The 15,420-nt window shown below is 72.6% G+C and carries 15 protein-coding genes; 7 read left to right on the top strand and 8 right to left on the bottom strand.

Annotated features, from left to right (window positions below):
* The first annotated feature begins 197 nt into the window (after window positions 1–197).
* Window positions 198–1,091, top strand: coding sequence for a ParA family protein (locus HF577_RS07785; RefSeq protein ID WP_169395068.1), 894 nt, complete (start codon window positions 198–200; stop codon window positions 1,089–1,091).
* Entirely contained in the window at window positions 1,088–1,519 is a 432-nt protein-coding gene (locus HF577_RS07780) for a hypothetical protein (protein WP_169395067.1), read from the top strand. The genes HF577_RS07785 and HF577_RS07780 overlap by 4 nt, the downstream gene beginning before the upstream one ends.
* A 93-nt stretch (window positions 1,520–1,612) precedes the next feature.
* Here the strand turns inward: HF577_RS07780 and HF577_RS07775 are convergent, their stop codons facing one another.
* The 8 genes from HF577_RS07775 to HF577_RS07740 form a co-directional block, all read right to left on the bottom strand.
* Window positions 1,613–2,431, bottom strand: a complete 819-nt coding sequence (locus HF577_RS07775) for a DUF1684 domain-containing protein (RefSeq protein ID WP_169395066.1) — start codon at window positions 2,429–2,431, stop codon at window positions 1,613–1,615.
* A 46-nt stretch (window positions 2,432–2,477) separates the two neighbouring features.
* Window positions 2,478–3,632, bottom strand: coding sequence for an MsnO8 family LLM class oxidoreductase (locus HF577_RS07770; RefSeq protein ID WP_169395065.1), 1,155 nt, complete (start codon window positions 3,630–3,632; stop codon window positions 2,478–2,480).
* Window positions 3,629–3,886 carry a hypothetical protein gene (locus tag HF577_RS07765; RefSeq protein WP_169395064.1) on the bottom strand — a complete coding sequence of 86 codons (258 nt, stop codon included), beginning with the start codon at window positions 3,884–3,886 and terminating at the stop codon, window positions 3,629–3,631. The genes HF577_RS07770 and HF577_RS07765 overlap by 4 nt, the downstream gene beginning before the upstream one ends.
* Before the next feature lie 62 nt (window positions 3,887–3,948).
* Window positions 3,949–5,631, bottom strand: coding sequence for a dipeptide ABC transporter ATP-binding protein (locus HF577_RS07760; RefSeq protein WP_169395063.1), 1,683 nt, complete (start codon window positions 5,629–5,631; stop codon window positions 3,949–3,951).
* Window positions 5,628–6,542 carry an ABC transporter permease gene (locus HF577_RS07755; RefSeq protein ID WP_169395062.1) on the bottom strand — a complete coding sequence of 305 codons (915 nt, stop codon included), beginning with the start codon at window positions 6,540–6,542 and terminating at the stop codon, window positions 5,628–5,630. The genes HF577_RS07760 and HF577_RS07755 overlap by 4 nt, the downstream gene beginning before the upstream one ends.
* Window positions 6,539–7,483, bottom strand: coding sequence for an ABC transporter permease (locus tag HF577_RS07750; protein ID WP_169395061.1), 945 nt, complete (start codon window positions 7,481–7,483; stop codon window positions 6,539–6,541). Before HF577_RS07750 ends, HF577_RS07755 begins: the two co-directional genes overlap by 4 nt.
* Window positions 7,484–7,486: 3 nt before the next feature.
* Window positions 7,487–9,121, bottom strand: coding sequence for an ABC transporter substrate-binding protein (locus HF577_RS07745; protein WP_169395060.1), 1,635 nt, complete (start codon window positions 9,119–9,121; stop codon window positions 7,487–7,489).
* Between the two features lie 313 nt (window positions 9,122–9,434).
* Window positions 9,435–9,800: a hypothetical protein gene (locus HF577_RS07740; protein ID WP_169395059.1), complete on the bottom strand. Its 366-nt coding sequence runs from the start codon at window positions 9,798–9,800 to the stop codon at window positions 9,435–9,437.
* Window positions 9,801–9,889: 89 nt separating this feature from the next.
* On the opposite strand from HF577_RS07740, the gene HF577_RS07735 reads away from it, so the two are divergent.
* The 5 genes from HF577_RS07735 to HF577_RS07715 all read left to right on the top strand — a co-directional run bounded on the left by HF577_RS07735 (window position 9,890) and on the right by HF577_RS07715 (window position 15,341).
* Complete coding sequence (locus tag HF577_RS07735) at window positions 9,890–10,609, top strand: GntR family transcriptional regulator (RefSeq protein ID WP_169395058.1); 720 nt, start codon at window positions 9,890–9,892, stop codon at window positions 10,607–10,609.
* Between the two features lie 127 nt (window positions 10,610–10,736).
* Window positions 10,737–12,047 (top strand): sugar ABC transporter substrate-binding protein, encoded by a 1,311-nt coding sequence (locus tag HF577_RS07730; RefSeq protein ID WP_169395057.1) that lies wholly within the window; start codon window positions 10,737–10,739, stop codon window positions 12,045–12,047.
* Window positions 12,044–13,027: a carbohydrate ABC transporter permease gene (locus HF577_RS07725; protein WP_211173928.1), complete on the top strand. Its 984-nt coding sequence runs from the start codon at window positions 12,044–12,046 to the stop codon at window positions 13,025–13,027. The genes HF577_RS07730 and HF577_RS07725 overlap by 4 nt, the downstream gene beginning before the upstream one ends.
* Before the next feature lie 113 nt (window positions 13,028–13,140).
* Complete coding sequence (locus HF577_RS07720) at window positions 13,141–13,938, top strand: carbohydrate ABC transporter permease (protein ID WP_425563880.1); 798 nt, start codon at window positions 13,141–13,143, stop codon at window positions 13,936–13,938.
* Window positions 13,935–15,341 carry a glycoside hydrolase family 3 protein gene (locus HF577_RS07715; protein WP_169395055.1) on the top strand — a complete coding sequence of 469 codons (1,407 nt, stop codon included), beginning with the start codon at window positions 13,935–13,937 and terminating at the stop codon, window positions 15,339–15,341. The genes HF577_RS07720 and HF577_RS07715 overlap by 4 nt, the downstream gene beginning before the upstream one ends.
* Window positions 15,342–15,420: the final 79 nt, after the last annotated feature.

Here is a 15,420-nt window from a genome sequence, read left to right as displayed (position 1 = left end):
CCGCCAACGCGGGCCGGTGGCACCGGGAACCCCGGCCGCGCTTCCTGGCGTAGCCTCCGCTCGGACCAGCGGACTGGTCGGTATGGAGTATCGCGCCGTCGCCCACCGAACGGGCGACGCGACACGGAGTGACCTAAGGGCGGGGCGGTTCGAGCGGTATGGCATCGTTCCCGCCGCGTGATGCGGGGAGGAGAACGGTGAAGGTCATTTCGATCATCAACCACAAAGGCGGAGTGGGAAAGACCACTCTCACCGCCAACCTTGGCGCCGGGCTGGCGGCCCGTGGCCAGAAGGTGCTACTCGTCGACCTCGATGCGCAGGCCAGCCTGACCGTCTCGTTCTTCACCCAGAGCGAGTGGACGGCCGACCTGCTGCCGAGCAAAACCATCAAGCACTGGTTCGACGACATCGGCACGCCGGAGGCGATGCAGAACCCGGCACCGCTCGTGTCGGCGCCACCACGGGTCCACGACAAGCTCGCCCGTAGCCGCGGCACGCTCGGCCTCATCGCCGCGCACCGCGACCTCTCCGACGTCGAGACCGGGCTCGCGGCGGAGCTCCTGGGAGAGCCCAAGCGCTTCGCGGAGCTGCACGGGCGGCTGCGGGAAGGGCTGGCCCACCCGGCGTTCGCCGAGTACGACACCGTGCTCATCGACTGCGCGCCGAACTTCGGGCTCATCGCCAAGAACGCCGTGGCGGCGAGCGACCTGCTGCTGATCCCCACAAAGCCCGACTACCTGTCGACCAACGGGATCGACTCGCTCGGGCTGAAGATCAGGGCCTTCATCGAGGAGTACAACGAGTTCTCCCCGGAGCACCCCGTGCAGCGCCCGGCCGCCGCAGTCGTGTTCACCATGGTCCAGAACCACGACGGCGCTCCCATCGAGGCGCAGCGCAGCGTCATCAGCCGGATCGTGGCGCGGGAGGTGCCGACCTTCGCCACCACGATCCGGGACAGCAAGTCGGTCTACGGACCGGCGCCCGAGCACGGGGTGCCGGTGATCCTCGGTGGTACCGGCCGCGCCCAGACCCGCGAGCTGCGGGACTTCGTCTCCGAGCTCACGGGCAGGCTCGAGGGGAGCGCTGCATGACAGGTACGACCGGATCGACCTCCTTCACCGTCGCGCTCCAGCAGGCCACGGAGATGGTGAAGACCCTCACCCCGCAGCAGCTGGACGATCTCGCCGCCGGGCGCGGCGAGCTCGTCTTCCGCCGCGCACCGCACGCTGCCACCACGAGTTCCACCGCTCCCACGCGCCGGCAGCGGCCCGACGTCGACATCTCCGCCGACGTCGACGAGATCAACCGCCTCGGTACCCCCGGCGAGGTGGACGACTACCTGCACCACCACGACAGCCGGTTCACGGTGCCGGTGCTCCGGCAGATCGCCAGGGCGCTCGGCCCGACCGTCGCGACCACCGGTCGCACCAAGGCCGAGATCCGGCGGGACATCGTGGCCGGCACCGCGGGTTTCCGCACCCGCTCAGCGGCGATGTCCGGCGGAGCGTGGTCCAGCTAGGCCCCGTCGGGCCACCGACCGCTGTGGGCCGCCCTCAGCGCCCCTGAGGGGCACTGCCGGGCGACCCACGCGAGTCGGTCGGTCTAGAAACGTCTAGACCCGGTCCGGCCGCAACGGGTTCCGCTCCCCCGCCTCAACGGCCACGGGGAGCACGTTGCCGGCCGGCGGCAGCGGGCAGGTGGCGAAGTCGGTGAACGCGCACGGCAGGTTGACCACGCGGTTGAGATCGAGGGTCAGGCTGCCGTCCGGCGCCGGGTCGGCGGTGCGCACGACCCGGCCGCCCGGGTAGGTGGAGCCACCGGAGGTGGCGTCACGGAAGTGCAGCGACAGGCCACCGGCCTTGCCCCCCGTCGCGACCAGACGGTGCTCCTGCCCGTCGAGCTCGAACCGCACCTCACCCACCGCACTCAGGTAGTGGTTGAGGCCCTCCACCACGGCGTCGACCGTGATCGCACGCGGCTCCGGGTACGGCTCGAACCGCGCGTGAAGCACCCAGCGCTCGTCCACCGGGAAGGTCGGGACACCCGCGAAGGCGGTGCGGGTGACGGCCTCGGGGTCACGCACGCGGATCGCGTGCGAGTCGGTGCGCCGGACGACCTCGATCACCGCGGCGCCCATCTCCACGAGCGTGCCGGGAAGGCCGTCCACGGGGTGCAGGGTGACGGTCCCGTCGATCCGGCGCGGCTCGCGGACCGTGCGGACCACGAGGTCGTCGGCCGCGGTCGCGGTGATCACCACGCCGTCCGGGGTGGCGCTCCAGAGGCCCGGGATCCCGTCGAACGTCGCGGGTTCCGGGGTGAGCCAGTGCAGCGCGGTGAGGCTCAACCAGCCGTGCGGAGCGCGTAGCTCCTCCTCGCGCAGGCTGTGCCATTCGGTCCAGCTGTGCTCCAGGTCGGACAGGGTGCTCGTCATGTGAACTCCAACGTCGCAGGATCACCGTTCATGCCGGAACCGCAGCTCACCCTGCGTTCCAGACCTTCGCGAGCAGCTCGTAGCTGCGCACCCGGTCGGCGTGCTCGGTGGTGATCGTCGTCACCACCAGCTCGTCGGCCCCCGTGACGCGCGCCAGCGTCTCCAGCTTCTCGGCGACCGTGGCGGGCGAACCGACGATCTGCGTGGACACCCGGTCGGCCACGACGGCCCGCTCCGCGTCCGTCCACGTCCTGGCCCTCGCCTCCTCCGGGGTCACGTACGGCTCCGCGCCGCGGCCGCTCCGGATGCCGAGCACCCACTGCGCGTAGGGCGCGGCGAGCTCCTCTGCGGTGGCGTCGTCGTCGGCCACGACGACGTCGGCCGAGACGGCCACGTAGGGCCGCTCCCGCCCCCGCGGGCCCACTCCCGGCCGGAACGCCGCCCGGTAGGCCCCGACGGCGTCCAGCACGGCGTGCGGGAACACGTGGTAGGCGGCGGCGAGGGGCAGTCCGGACGCCCCTGCGACCTGTGCACTGGCACCCCCCGTGGAGGCCAGCACCCAGACGTCGAGGTCCGCGCCCTCGGCCGGCAGTACGTGCAGCGGCTCGCCGTCCGAGCGCACCGCCGTGCCGTCGAGGTAGGAGAGGATGTCGGCCACCTCCTGCGCGTAGTCCGACGGCGGGCCGTCCGCGGTGATGCCGAGCATCGCACCGAGCGTCACGAACTGCGTCAGATCACCGCCGGGAGGGGCCGGCCGCGGTATCAGCAGGCCGTCGACCACCCGCTCCTCGGCCGGCGGAGGTCCACCCGGTCCGGGAGGCGGCACACCGCGCTCCCGGAACGCGAGGACCCTCTGCAGGTCGAACCGACCGACCCCGAGGTCGATGCGCCCGGGGTGCAGCGCCGCGATCGTGCCGAACTGCTCGGCGACGAGCAGCGGCGGCGTGTTCGGCATGAGCACGGCCCCGGACCCGACGCGGATCCGCTCGGTGGCGCCCGCGAGGAGTGCCACCAGCACCGGCGTCGACGACGACGCCACGCCCGTGACCAGGTGGTGCTCGGCCACCCAGTAGCGGCGGTAGCCGGCCCGCTCGGTCGCCCTGGCGAGGTCGATCGTGTTGCGGATCGCATCGGCCGCGGTGCCGCCTGCCGGCACGGGCGCGAGGTCGAGCACCGACAGGGGTAAGGAACGGTTCGTCATGCCGGTACCTGCGCCTTCCGGTCGGCGGGTGCCACATGGGTCGTCCGGTCGATCCCCTGCTGGGAGCTCCCGCTGGGGACTGAGCTGCGCTCCACGAATTCCTCCAGTGTCGTGACCACGGGGTTCAGGCCGAGGACGGCGCCGAACGTCCTCCGTCGCGGCCCGAAGATCGGCCAGAACATCGCGTAGACCTCCGCGCAGGTGTGCGCCGGCGGTTCCCGTGCCCACGACGGTGTCGGCCAGATCAACTCCATCGTGCACCTGCCGAGCCGCCCACCCACTGCCCGACTGGCTGGCAGGCAGTCTGCGGGCAACCTCACGGAGTGCCCACCACCGGCGCCGGGGTGCGACGCCGCCCGGCGATGGCGGCCAGCAGTTCCCTGGTGTACTCCTCCCCGGGGGCGTCGAACAGCTCCTCGGTCGGGCGCAGCTCCAGCAGTCTGCCGTCCCGCATCACACCCACGCGGTGCGCGACCCTGCGCACCACCGCGAGATCGTGGGAGATGAAGAGGTAGGCGAGCCCGGCCTCGGCCTGGAGCTCGGCGAGCAGGTCGAGCACCTTCGCCTGCACCGAGACGTCGAGCGCGGACACCGGCTCGTCGCAGACCACGAGGTCCGGTGACAGCGCCAGTGCACGCGCGACGGCGACGCGCTGGCGCTGGCCGCCGGAGAGCTCCACGGGCCGGCGCGCGAGCACCGACGCCGGCAGCGCCACCTTCTGCACCAGGTCGGCGGCCCGCTGCCGCTGCTCCGCCGACGACCCCACCCTGAAGGCCCGCAGCGGCTCGGTGACGACCTCCTCCACGCTGAACTTCGGGTCCAGCGAGGCGTAGGGGTTCTGGTAGACCAGCTGTGCCCGGCGCCGCAGCGCCCGCCAGTCCTTCCCCGTCACCCTGGTGATGTCCGTGCCGTCGAAGAGCACCTGCCCCGCCGTCGGGTCGGCCAGCCGCAGCACCAGCCGGGCCGTCGTGGACTTGCCCGACCCCGACTCCCCCACCAGCGCGAGCGTCTCGCCGCGCCCGATGGTGAAGCTGACGTCGTCGACGGCCCGGAGCACGCCGCGCCTGCCGTTCACCCGGGGCAGGGGGAAGTCCTTGACCAGGTTGCGCACCTCGACGAGCGGCTCACCCACCGGCACGGGCGCGCGCGTCTCCGCGCCGGAGCGCCGCAGCCCGGGCGCGCTCGCGAGCAGGGTCCGGGTGTACGGGTCGGCGGGCGAGCCGAGGATGGTGCCGACCGGCCCCTCCTCGACGATCTCCCCGCCCGACATCACCAGGATCCGGTCCGCCCGGTCGGCGGCCACGCCCAGGTCGTGCGTGATGAGCAGGACAGCGGTGCCCGTCTCGCGGGTCAGGTGCTCGAGGTGGTCGAGGATGCGGCGCTGCACGGTGGCGTCGAGCGCGCTCGTCGGCTCGTCGGCGATCAGCAGCGCCGGGTTCGCCGCGACCGCGATCGCGATGAGCACCCGCTGACGCATGCCGCCGGACAGCTCGTGCGGATACTGCCCCGCCCGCACCCGCGGATCGGGCAGACCGGCCCTGGCCAGGAGCTCCACCGCGTCGATCGCCGCCTGCCGCCGGTCGGCCAGCCCGTGCACCCGTAGCGCCTCCGCCACCTGCGTGCCGATCTTCTGCACCGGGTTCAGCGACACCGTCGGGTCCTGCGGGACGAGCCCGATCCGGCGCCCCCGGATCGACCGGAACGCCTTCTCCGGCAGGCCCGCGAGCTCCTCGGCCGGCCCGTGGCCGCCGGCCAGCCGGATGCTCCCCGCGTCGACCGAGCCGTTCGGCGGGAGCAGCCCGATCACCGACTGGGCCAGCGTCGACTTGCCCGACCCCGACTCCCCCACGATCGCCACCACCTCGCCGGGCGCGACCGTCAACGACGCACCGCGGACGGCGTGCAGCGACCCGCCGGCCGTCCGGTAGGAGACGTCGAGACCCTCCACCCGCAGCAGCGGCTCACCGCCCTGCTCACCTGGCACCGGTGTCCCGGTCATCGCGCCCGGCCCCACTCCCCGTCCAGTGCCCGGGAGATCCGGTTGACCGACAGCACCGTCGCCGCGATGGCGAACCCCGGCATCGCGCAGAGCCACCACGACGCCGCGATGTAGTTGCGGCCCTCCGCGATGAGCGATCCCCACTCCGGAGCAGGCGGGGCCGCCCCGTACCCGAGGAAGCTGAGCGAGGAGACCGCGAGGATCGCGAGCCCGAACTCCAGCACCGCGAGCACCAGCACCGGGCCTGCGGCGTTGGGCAGCACGTGCCGGGCCAGCGTCACGTACCACCGCGTCCCGACCGAGCGGGCGGCCTCGACGTAGGTCGACTGCCGGATCCGCAGCGTCTCCGCCCGCATCACCCTGGCGAAGTGCGCCACGCTCGCGACGCCCACGGCGATCGCCACCTTCACCGTCCCGTAGCCCAGCGCCGTGATCAGGGCGAGCGACAGCAGGATCGCCGGGATCGCCATCAGCACGTCGACGAGGCGCATGAGGCCCTCGTCGACCCAGCGGCCGACGAACCCGGCGAGCAGGCCGATGAGCCCCCCGACCACCAGGGCCACCGCCACCGCGATCACCGTGGCCTGCAGGGAGAGCGAGGCGCCGTGCACCACCCTCGTGTAGACGTCCCGGCCCAGGTAGTCGGTGCCGAACACGTGGGCGGCGCTCGGGGCCTGGAGCTTGTCGGCAGGCACCCCCACGGCCGGGTCGCCGCCCGCCAGCACCCCCGGCGCGAACGCCGCGACCAGCACGATCGCCACGAACACGATCGACACGACCAGTCCTGGCCTGCGCGCGAAGAAGCGCAGCGCGCGGGCCGCCCGTTCCCGGGGCGTCGACGCCACCGGCTGGGCGGTGGCCGCGCCCGGCGGGACGTCCCCGATGGGCTCCCTGATCAGCAGTTCGGTCATACCGCCGCTCCCGTCGCGATCCTGGGGTCGAGCACCGGGTAGACGAGATCCACCAGCAGGTTGACCGCCACGAACACCGCGGCCGCGAAGACGACGATCCCCTGCACCAGCGGGATGTCCTGGACGCTCACGGCCGCCACTGTCAGGCGGCCCAGCCCCGGGCGGGTGAACACCGTCTCGACCACCACCGAGCCGGCCAGCAGGTTGCCCACCACGTAACCGAGGACGGTCAGCGCAGGCAGGGCGGCGTTGCGCAGGGCGTGCCGGAGGTGGATCACGACCCGCCCGGCGCCCTTGGCCCGTGCTGTGACGACGTAGGGCTCGTCGAGGACGATGGACAGGCTCTTCGCGAGCACCTGCGCCACGAGCGCGCCCGTGGGCAGCCCGAGGGTGATCGCCGGCAGCACCAGCGACTCCGGGCCCTTCGCCCCGACCGAGGGCAGCAGCCCGAGCCGGAACGAGAACAGCTGCACCAGCATCAGCCCCACCCAGAAGACGGGCAGCGACACCGCGAGAGACGGCAGCGCCATGAGCACCTGCCGCAGCCAGCGCACGGACGTGTAGGTCGCGACCAGCGCCACGACGGACCCGAACACGACGGCGAAGGCCAGCCCGGCCACCGAGATCTGGATGGTCGGCGGCAGTGCCTCCCGGATCGCCGCGCCGACGTCCTGCCCGCTCTGGATGGAGGTGCCGAAATCGCCGTGCAGGGCGGCCCACAACCGCGTGCCGTACTGCACGATCAACGGCTGGTCGAGGCCGTAGCGGGCGCGCAGCGCGTCGAGCGCCGCGGGGCTGAGCGGCTCACCGTCGAGCCCACCTCCGGCCATGGTGGCCACCGGGTCGCCGGGCAGCAGGTAGAGCACGACGAACGAGACCGTGAACGCCGCCCACAGCACCCCGATCGCGAGCGCGACACGTCGGACGAGGTAGCCGGCCATCCGCTACTCCGACTTCCAGGCGTCGTGCAGGAAGATCCGCGACGACGCGTCGAACCGGACGTCGTGGGTGTTCGATGCGACGCCGAGCACCGTGGTCAGCTCCACCACCGGCACCGTGTAGGTGTTCTGCAACAGCAGTGCCTGGGCCTGGCCGACGATCGCGGTGCGCTCGGCCTGGTCGGGCTCGGCCGCCTGGTCGGCGAGGAGCTGGTCCAGGGGGCCGGGCGGCAGCCGGAAGTAGTTGTTGCCCGCGGTGGAGTACTGGGTGCGCAGGATGTCGGGGTCGGCGCGGGTGAGGTTCCCCCAGGTGGCGACGAAGTCGCCGCTCTGCTGCACCGGCGTGGCGTCGGAGATCGGCCGTTCCCGCAGCTGCAGGTCGATCCCGACCTTCCTGACCTGCTGCTGGATGAGCTCCAGCGCCGGCTTGTTCGTCGCGGCGTTGGAGAAGAACGTCAGCTCGATCGTGAGCGGCTGCCCGTCCTTGACCCGGATGCCGTCCGGGCCGGGCGCCCAGCCGTCCGCGTCGAGTGTGGAATCCGCCCTCGCCGCGTCGAACGTGAGCTGCGCCGACGCGTCGGCGTAGGACGGCGTGCTCGACGCGAGTACGCCGGTGGCCGGTCTGGTCTGGGAGGTGAAGACCGCGCTGACCACCTCCGGGCGGTCGATCGCGAGCGAGAGCGCGCTGCGCACGCTCGGGTCCGACACGATCGGCTTCTGCAGGTTGAAGTTGACGCCGAACGGGACGCCGGGGTTGGCCCTCGCGAGCAGTTGGACGCCGACGGCGGTCAGCGGGGCCTCGTCCTGCGGGCCGATGCTGCCGATCGCGTCGACCTCGCCGGACTGCAGGCTGCCGGTCCGCACGCCCGACTCGGGGACCACGCGGAACTCGATCCGGTCGAGGTAGGCCTCGCCGGGGTGCGTCCACAGCGAGGACCCCCAGTCGTACCCCGTCCGTTTGGTGAGGACCGTCGACTGGTTCAGCGTGTAGCTCTCGATCACGAACAGGCCCGAGCCGATCACCCCCGCGCAGCGCTCGTCGTCGGTCTTCGCGACCGAGGCCGGCGAGAGGATGCCGAGGCTGAACGTGGAGGAGCCCTGCAGGAACTGCACGTTCGGCTTGCTGAAGGTCACGGTGAACGTCGTCGGGCTCGTCACGGTGGTGCCTTGGTAGCCCGCCAGGTAGCCCTTGGCCAGTGTGGCGCGCGCGCCCAGCTGCTGGACCTTGTCGAAGTTGGCCTTCACGGCGTCCGCGTCGAGCGGCGTGCCGTCGCTGAAGGTGACGCCCTGGCGCAGTGTGAACGTGTAGGCCGTGGCGTCGGGGCTGACCTGCCAGCCGGTGGCCAGCCACGGCTTGATCTCACCGGTGGCGGGGTCCTGGTCGGTGAGCGAGTCGACGATCTGGCGCAGCGAGTAGACCGAGTCGTTGCTGGTGACCTGCTGCGGGTCGGCACAGCCCTGGTCGCTGCCGACCGCGAAGCGCAGGGTGCCGCCGGCCTGCGGCGGGCCGGCCGCGGCCTGGTCGGCGCCGCCTGCGCCCGCGCCACCGGAACCGCATGCGGCCAGCACGAGCGCGGTGACGGCGCCGAGCGCGGCCAGGACGATCCCGCGCCGGGGAGCGGATCGGGAGACCGCACGCATGACAGGGAGACTTCTGTCCGATGTGGACATGGGGGTGCGCCACTTCCCGCGGCCCGGGGCCGCGACTGTTCAGGGGAGGGAACGGGGAGGCGTTATCCCTGACAGGAGGCGCTCGCGACGCGCAGCAGATCGACGTGCAGGCGGTGGGAGCAGCCCGTCGCCCGGTAGAACGAGCTCACGTGACCCCCCATCGATCTTCGCGATCAGGACGGTACGTAAGGGATCCTGAGCGTTCAACCCATCGTGACGAACTGTGTCCGGCACCGCCTCCCCCCGCGGCGGGCGGCGACCGGCGCCGGAACAGCAGCGGGAGTCAGGGCCGTTCGAGCACCGCGGCCACCCGGCCCGCCCAGCGCTCGTGCGCGGTCTGCCGGGTGATCCCGGCGGCGCGGGCGATCTCCTCCCACGTGGAGCCGTGGCGCCGCAGGCCGATCAGCACGGGCAGCGGGTCCATCCCGGCCCCGAGCCCGATGCGCAGCTGCAGCAGCTGCCACGCCCGCTCGCGGCGCACCGGCACGTCGGTGCCCTCCTCCGCGTGCCATTCCACGCTGCCCGGAACCGGGGGCTCACCGAGCAGTGCGTCGGCCTGCCGGCCGGCTTCGGTCACCGCCGCGACCTGTACCGCGGCTGCGGCCGCCGCGACGTCCGCCGTCAGAGCCGTGTCCACCCAGTCGTCCACCGTGTCAGGATCTCCCTGACACGGACTCGTCGTCAACCGGACGGGCGGCACGTTCCCCGAGGACCTGCGCACTGGTGTACCAATGGGCTATGAGCGCGCCGCCCGGCGAGACCGACAAGCAGCGACGCCTGCGCGCGCGCCTCGGCGAGCTGATCTCCGCCATGGCGCCGGGCGAACCGCTCCCCGCCGAGCGCGACCTGGCGCGCGACCTCGGCGTCGCCCGGATGACCCTGCGCCGCGCCGTCGACGGGATGGTGGCCGACTCGCTGCTGGTCAGGAGGCAGGGAGCCGGCACGTTCGTCGCTCCCGCGAAGGTGGCCCACCGGCTCTCGGCCAACTCGTTCTCCGCCGACATGCGCGCCCGCGGGCTGCGCCCCGGCAGCCGCACGCTCTCGAGCAGCCGCGCGCCGGCAGGCGTCATGCTGGCCGCGCTGCTGGAGGTGCCCCCGAGCACTCCGGTGCTGCACGTCCGCAGGCTGCGGCTCGCCGACGGCGAACCGATGGCCGTGGAGGACCTGCACGTCCCGGGCGACCTGGTGCCCGGACTGACGGGTGCCGAGCTCGAGAACCGGTCCTACTACGAACTGCTGGCCGAGCGGTACGGGCACCGCATCGCCTCCGGCACCCAGACCGCCGAGGCGGCGCTGGCCGGCGCGGAGGACGCCGACGCGCTCGGCGTCCCGCCGGGCTCGCCTGCCTTCTGCTTCGAACGCACCTGCCGCGTGGACGGCGGCCGGGTCGCCGAGTTCGTCCGGTCGATCTACCGCGGCGACCGCTACCGGATCATGGTCGACATCTTCCCGTCCTGATCCCGTCTCTCGATTCGGACACGCGGTCTTGACGCCGCCATGGTGACGAGCGCTACAGTTTCGGACATTTAGACCTCTGGTCTCAATGAACGGTCTGCTCTGCCGCGCCCGTCGGAAGGGGAACCACATGTGGTCGACATCCCGAGGGGCGCGGCGCACCGCCGCCACCCTCCTCGCCGTCTCGGCGCTGGCGGTCGCCGGCTGCGGCGGCCCCGGTGCCGGTGAGGCGGGGGGCAGCGGGGACAGCGGTGGCGACCGGGCCCTGACGGTCTGGATCATGGAGGGCACCAACCCGGACGCCCGCCCCTTCTTCGACGAGCTCTCCACCGCCTTCCGCAACCAGACCGGCGCCACCCTCGACGTGCAGTTCGTGTCGTGGGCGTCGGCGCACGACAAGTTCGTCACCTCGATCGCGGGCGGCACCACACCCGACGTGGCCGAGGTGGGCACCACCTGGACCGGCGAGTTCGGCGAGGCGGGCGCACTGGCCGACCTCGCCCCGCGCGTGCAGGAGGCGGGCCTGGCGAACGGGCTGGTCACCGGCCTGACGGAAGCCGGCACCGTCGGTGACGCCCTCTACGGCATGCCCTGGTACGCCGGGGTCCGCTCGATCGTCTACCGCACGGACGTCTTCGCCGAGGCCGGCGTCACCCCGCCCACCACGTGGGAGGAGCTCGCCGCGGCGGGCGAGAAGATCAAGGCCGCGCGTCCCGACCTGATCCCGTTCCCGATCGCGGGCGACAACGAGTACGGCGTCTACCCCTTCGTCTGGGGAGCGGGCGGCGAGATCGCCGCCCAGAACGGCGGCACCTGGACGAGCACCCTCGACTCGCCGCAGGCCCGCCAGGGCATCCAGTTCTACGCCGACCTGGCACTGAAGCACGGACTCTCCACCCCCGCCGCGGCCACGTGGAAGGAGACCGACCTGCAGGACTCGTTCAGCAAGGGCCAGTCGGCGATGATCATCTCGGGTAGCTGGACGCCGAAGGCGATCCTCGAGGCGGCGCCGGACCTGCAGGGCAAGATCGGTGCGTTCCCGATCCCCGGCCCGACCGGTGGGCTGTCGCCGTCGTTCCTCGGCGGTTCGCACCTGTCGATCTTCGAGGGCAGCCCGAACCAGGATCTCGCCTGGCAGCTGGTGCAGCTGATGAGCACCGGTGACTTCGCGGCGAAGTGGGGCTCGGAGTCGAGCTTCTTCCCCGGCACCACGGCACTGCTGCAGCAGGCCGCGCAGTCGTCCGACCCGCTCGTGGCCCCGTTCGCGAAGCAGATGGTCGACGCCGGGCGCAGCGTGCCGGTGACGCCGCTCTACGGGCAGGTCCAGGGCAAGAAGACGATCCCGGCCATGATGAGCGCGATCCTGGGCGGCACGCCCGTCGACCAGGCCACCTCCACCGCCGTCGCGGAGATGAACCAGATCTTCGCCGGCGGCGCGTGACCGACGTCGTGACGACGCTCCGGGAGCGCACCCGTCCGGGACGCGGGGCGGCCACCGCCGGCCCGCGTCCCGGACGCTCCCGCCGCGGCGGCACCAGGGCCCTCCGGCCCTGGCTGCTGCTCGCACCCGCGCTGCTCGTGATGGGCGGGCTGCTGCTGTACCCGCTGGTCCGGGTCGTGGCGATCTCGCTGCAGGACTTCGGGCTGCGCCAGCTCGTCTCGGGCCGCACCAACTGGGTGGGCCTCGACAACTACGTCGAGCTGCTCGGCAACGCCGACCTGTGGCGCACGGTGCTGCCCAACACGGTGGTGTTCGCCGTGGTCGCGGTGGCGCTGACGGTGGTGGTCGGCACGCTCGTGGCCCTGCTGCTGGTCCGCCTGCAGCCCGTCACCCGGGGCATCGTCACCACGGCGATCATGCTGGCGTGGGCGATCCCGGCGGTCACCGGCACCTACGTGTGGGTCTTCCTGTTCTCCCCAGGCGACGGTCTGGCCGTCCAGGCCCTCGACGCCCTCGGGCTCGCCGACGCGGCCACCGCCAACCCGTTCGCGTCGCGCGTCTCCTTCTACGGCGTGGCCACCCTGAACGTGGTGCACCACGGCTTCCCGTTCGTGGCGCTCACCGTGCTCGCCGGGCTGCTCACCGTGCCGCAGGAGATCACGGAGGCGGCGATCGTCGACGGCGCCGGGGCGTGGCGGCGGTTCTGGTCGGTCACCTTCCCGATGCTGCGGCCGGTCTTCGCCGTGGTGACGGTGCTGTCCACGATCTGGGACTTCAAGGTGTTCACCCAGATCTACCTGATGCCGGGCGGTGACGGCGTCAACCGGGGCGTCCTCAACCTGGGCACCTGGTCCTACGTGGAGTCGTTCGCCCAGAACCGCTACGGGCTCGGCGCGGCGATCGCGGTACTGCTCACGGTGCTGCTCCTGCTGATCACGGTGGCCTACCTGCGCCTGCTGTTCAAGGAGGACGAACTATGACGCCCCCCGCGGCCCCCACCGAGTTCAGGAAAGCCACTTTCAGGCCCTCTCCGGGCAGGAAAGTGGCTTTCCTGAACCCCCGGGACCACCGCCGCAGCCTCGGCAGCCGCGCGTTGCTCGGGCTCGGGGTGGGCGTGGTGCTCGTCTTCACGCTCTTCCCGGTGTGGCTCATGGTGTCCACGGCCTTCAACGGGCGCGCGAACGCCGGGTCGCGGTCGCTGTGGCCCGAGGACTGGACGCTCGACAACTTCGCCTTCGTCATCGGGGAGGGCGGGTTCGGCCGCTACCTCACCAACTCGCTGCTCGTCGCGCTCGGCACGGTGCTCGCCGGCGCCCTGCTCGCGTTGCTGGCGGCCGTCGCCGTGGCCCGGTTCCGCTTCCGGTTCCGCACCTCGGTGCTGGTGATGATCCTGATCATCCAGATGGTGCCGGTGGAGGCGCTGGTCATCCCGCTGTTCATCCAGGCCAGAAGCCTCGGGGTGCTCGACAGCCTGGTCGGGCTCGTCGTGGTCTACCTGGCGTTCTCGCTGCCGTTCGCGATCTGGACGCTGCGCGGGTTCGTCGCCTCGGTGCCCGTCGAGCTGGAGGAGGCCGCCTACCTCGACGGCGCGTCGTGGGGGCGCATGTTCTGGTCGGTGCTGCTGCCGCTCGTGGCCCCGGGGCTGGTGGCGACGAGCGTGTTCTCCTTCATCACCGCGTGGAACGAGTTCATCTTCGCGCTGACCTTCATGGCCGACCAGGACAACTACACCGTCGCCGTCGGGCTGCGCCGCTTCTTCGGGCAGTACGGCACCGACTGGGGCGCGCTGATGGCGGGGTCGACGCTGATCACGATCCCGGTGATGGTGTTCTTCGTGATCGCCCAGAAGCGGCTGACCGACGGGCTCGTGGCCGGGGCGGTGAAGGGGTGAGCACAGACCGGCGGCTGGTCGACGCGGTACTGCTGCCCGGGTTCACCGGTACGACCGTGCCGGACTGGCTCGCCCGCGCGGTCGACGACGGGCTCGCCGGGGTGTGCGTGTTCGCGGCGAACGTGGGCACGGACTTCCCGGCACTGACACGGACGCTGCACGGACGCCGCCCGGGGTTCCTCGTGGCCGGTGACGAGGAGGGCGGCTCGGTCACCCGGCTCGAGCACCGCACCGGCTCGTCGTGGCCCGGCGCCGCGGCGCTGGGCCGGCTCGACGACCCCGCCACCACGCAGGCGGTGGCCGCCGCGATGGGTGCGCAGTGCCGGGCCGCCGGGATCGACCTCGCCCTCGCACCGGTGGCCGACGTCAACGCCGAGCCGGAGAACCCGGTGATCGGCATCCGGTCCTTCGGAGCCACGCCGGACCTCGTGGCCCGCCACACCGCGGCGTTCGTGCGGGGGTTGCAGGGCGCGGGCACCGCCGCGGCGGCGAAGCACTTCCCCGGCCACGGCTCCACCACGGTCGACTCGCACAAGGCGATGCCCGTGGTCGACGCCGACCTCGCCACCCTGCGGTCGCGTGACCTGCCCCCGTTCGCCGCCGCGGTCGAGGCCGGGGTGCGCAGCGTGCTCACCGCGCACGTGCTGTTCCCTCCGCTGGACGACCGGCCGGCGACGCTGAGCCCTCCGCTGCTGCAGCTGTTGCGCCGTGACCTCGGCTTCGACGGCGTCGTGATCAGCGACGCCGTCGACATGCAGGCGATCGCCGGCACCGTCGGGCGCGGGCCGGGTGCGGTCGCGGCGGTCGCCGCGGGCGTCGACCTCGTGTGCATCGGCAACCCGGCCAACGGCTACGACGACGAGGCCGGCTATCTCGAGGTGCGCCACGCGCTGCTCGACGCGCTGGCCGACGGCAGCCTGCCCCGGGCCCGGCTGGCGGATGCCGGCCGGCGGGTGGCAGAGCTGGCCGGCTGGGTGCGCCGGGCGGCGGACGCGGCGGTGGCCGGCGACGTCCCGGAGCACCTGGGCCACGAGGTCGTCCGCCGGGTCGCGGAGGTGTCCGGGGACGTGCGGGTCGGACCGGGCCCACACGTCCTCGACCTCACCGGCCCCGCGAACGTCGCCGCCGGCCTGCGCCGGGAGCCGTTGTTGCCGGCCGCCCTGCGCCGCCGCGACCCGGAGGTGACGACGGGGCGGGCACTTCCCGACACCGGGCGCCCGCTCGTCGTCGTGGCGACCGGCCCGACCCCGGAGCTCGACACGGTACGCACCGCGCGCCCCGACGCGGTGGTCGTGAATGTCGGATTTCCGGGCCGATGGACGCCGCCGGCGCCGTCGGTCACGGTCTGGGGGGACGGGCGCGCCCAGGCCGAGGTGGCCGCCGAGCTGCTGAAAGGCAGGTGAGAGCACCGGGCATCTGCAGGCAGGAAAGAGGTGCGGTTTCCCAGGCACTCCTCAGGCAGTTCCCAGGTTCCGAGCGGAT

Origin of the sequence: Pseudonocardia xinjiangensis (assembly GCF_012911925.1) — a bacterium.
In the GTDB taxonomy this organism is placed as follows: domain Bacteria; phylum Actinomycetota; class Actinomycetes; order Mycobacteriales; family Pseudonocardiaceae; genus Pseudonocardia; species Pseudonocardia xinjiangensis.
The sequence above is the reverse complement of the archived record's forward strand: the minus strand, read 5'-3'. Positions and strand labels throughout refer to the sequence as shown.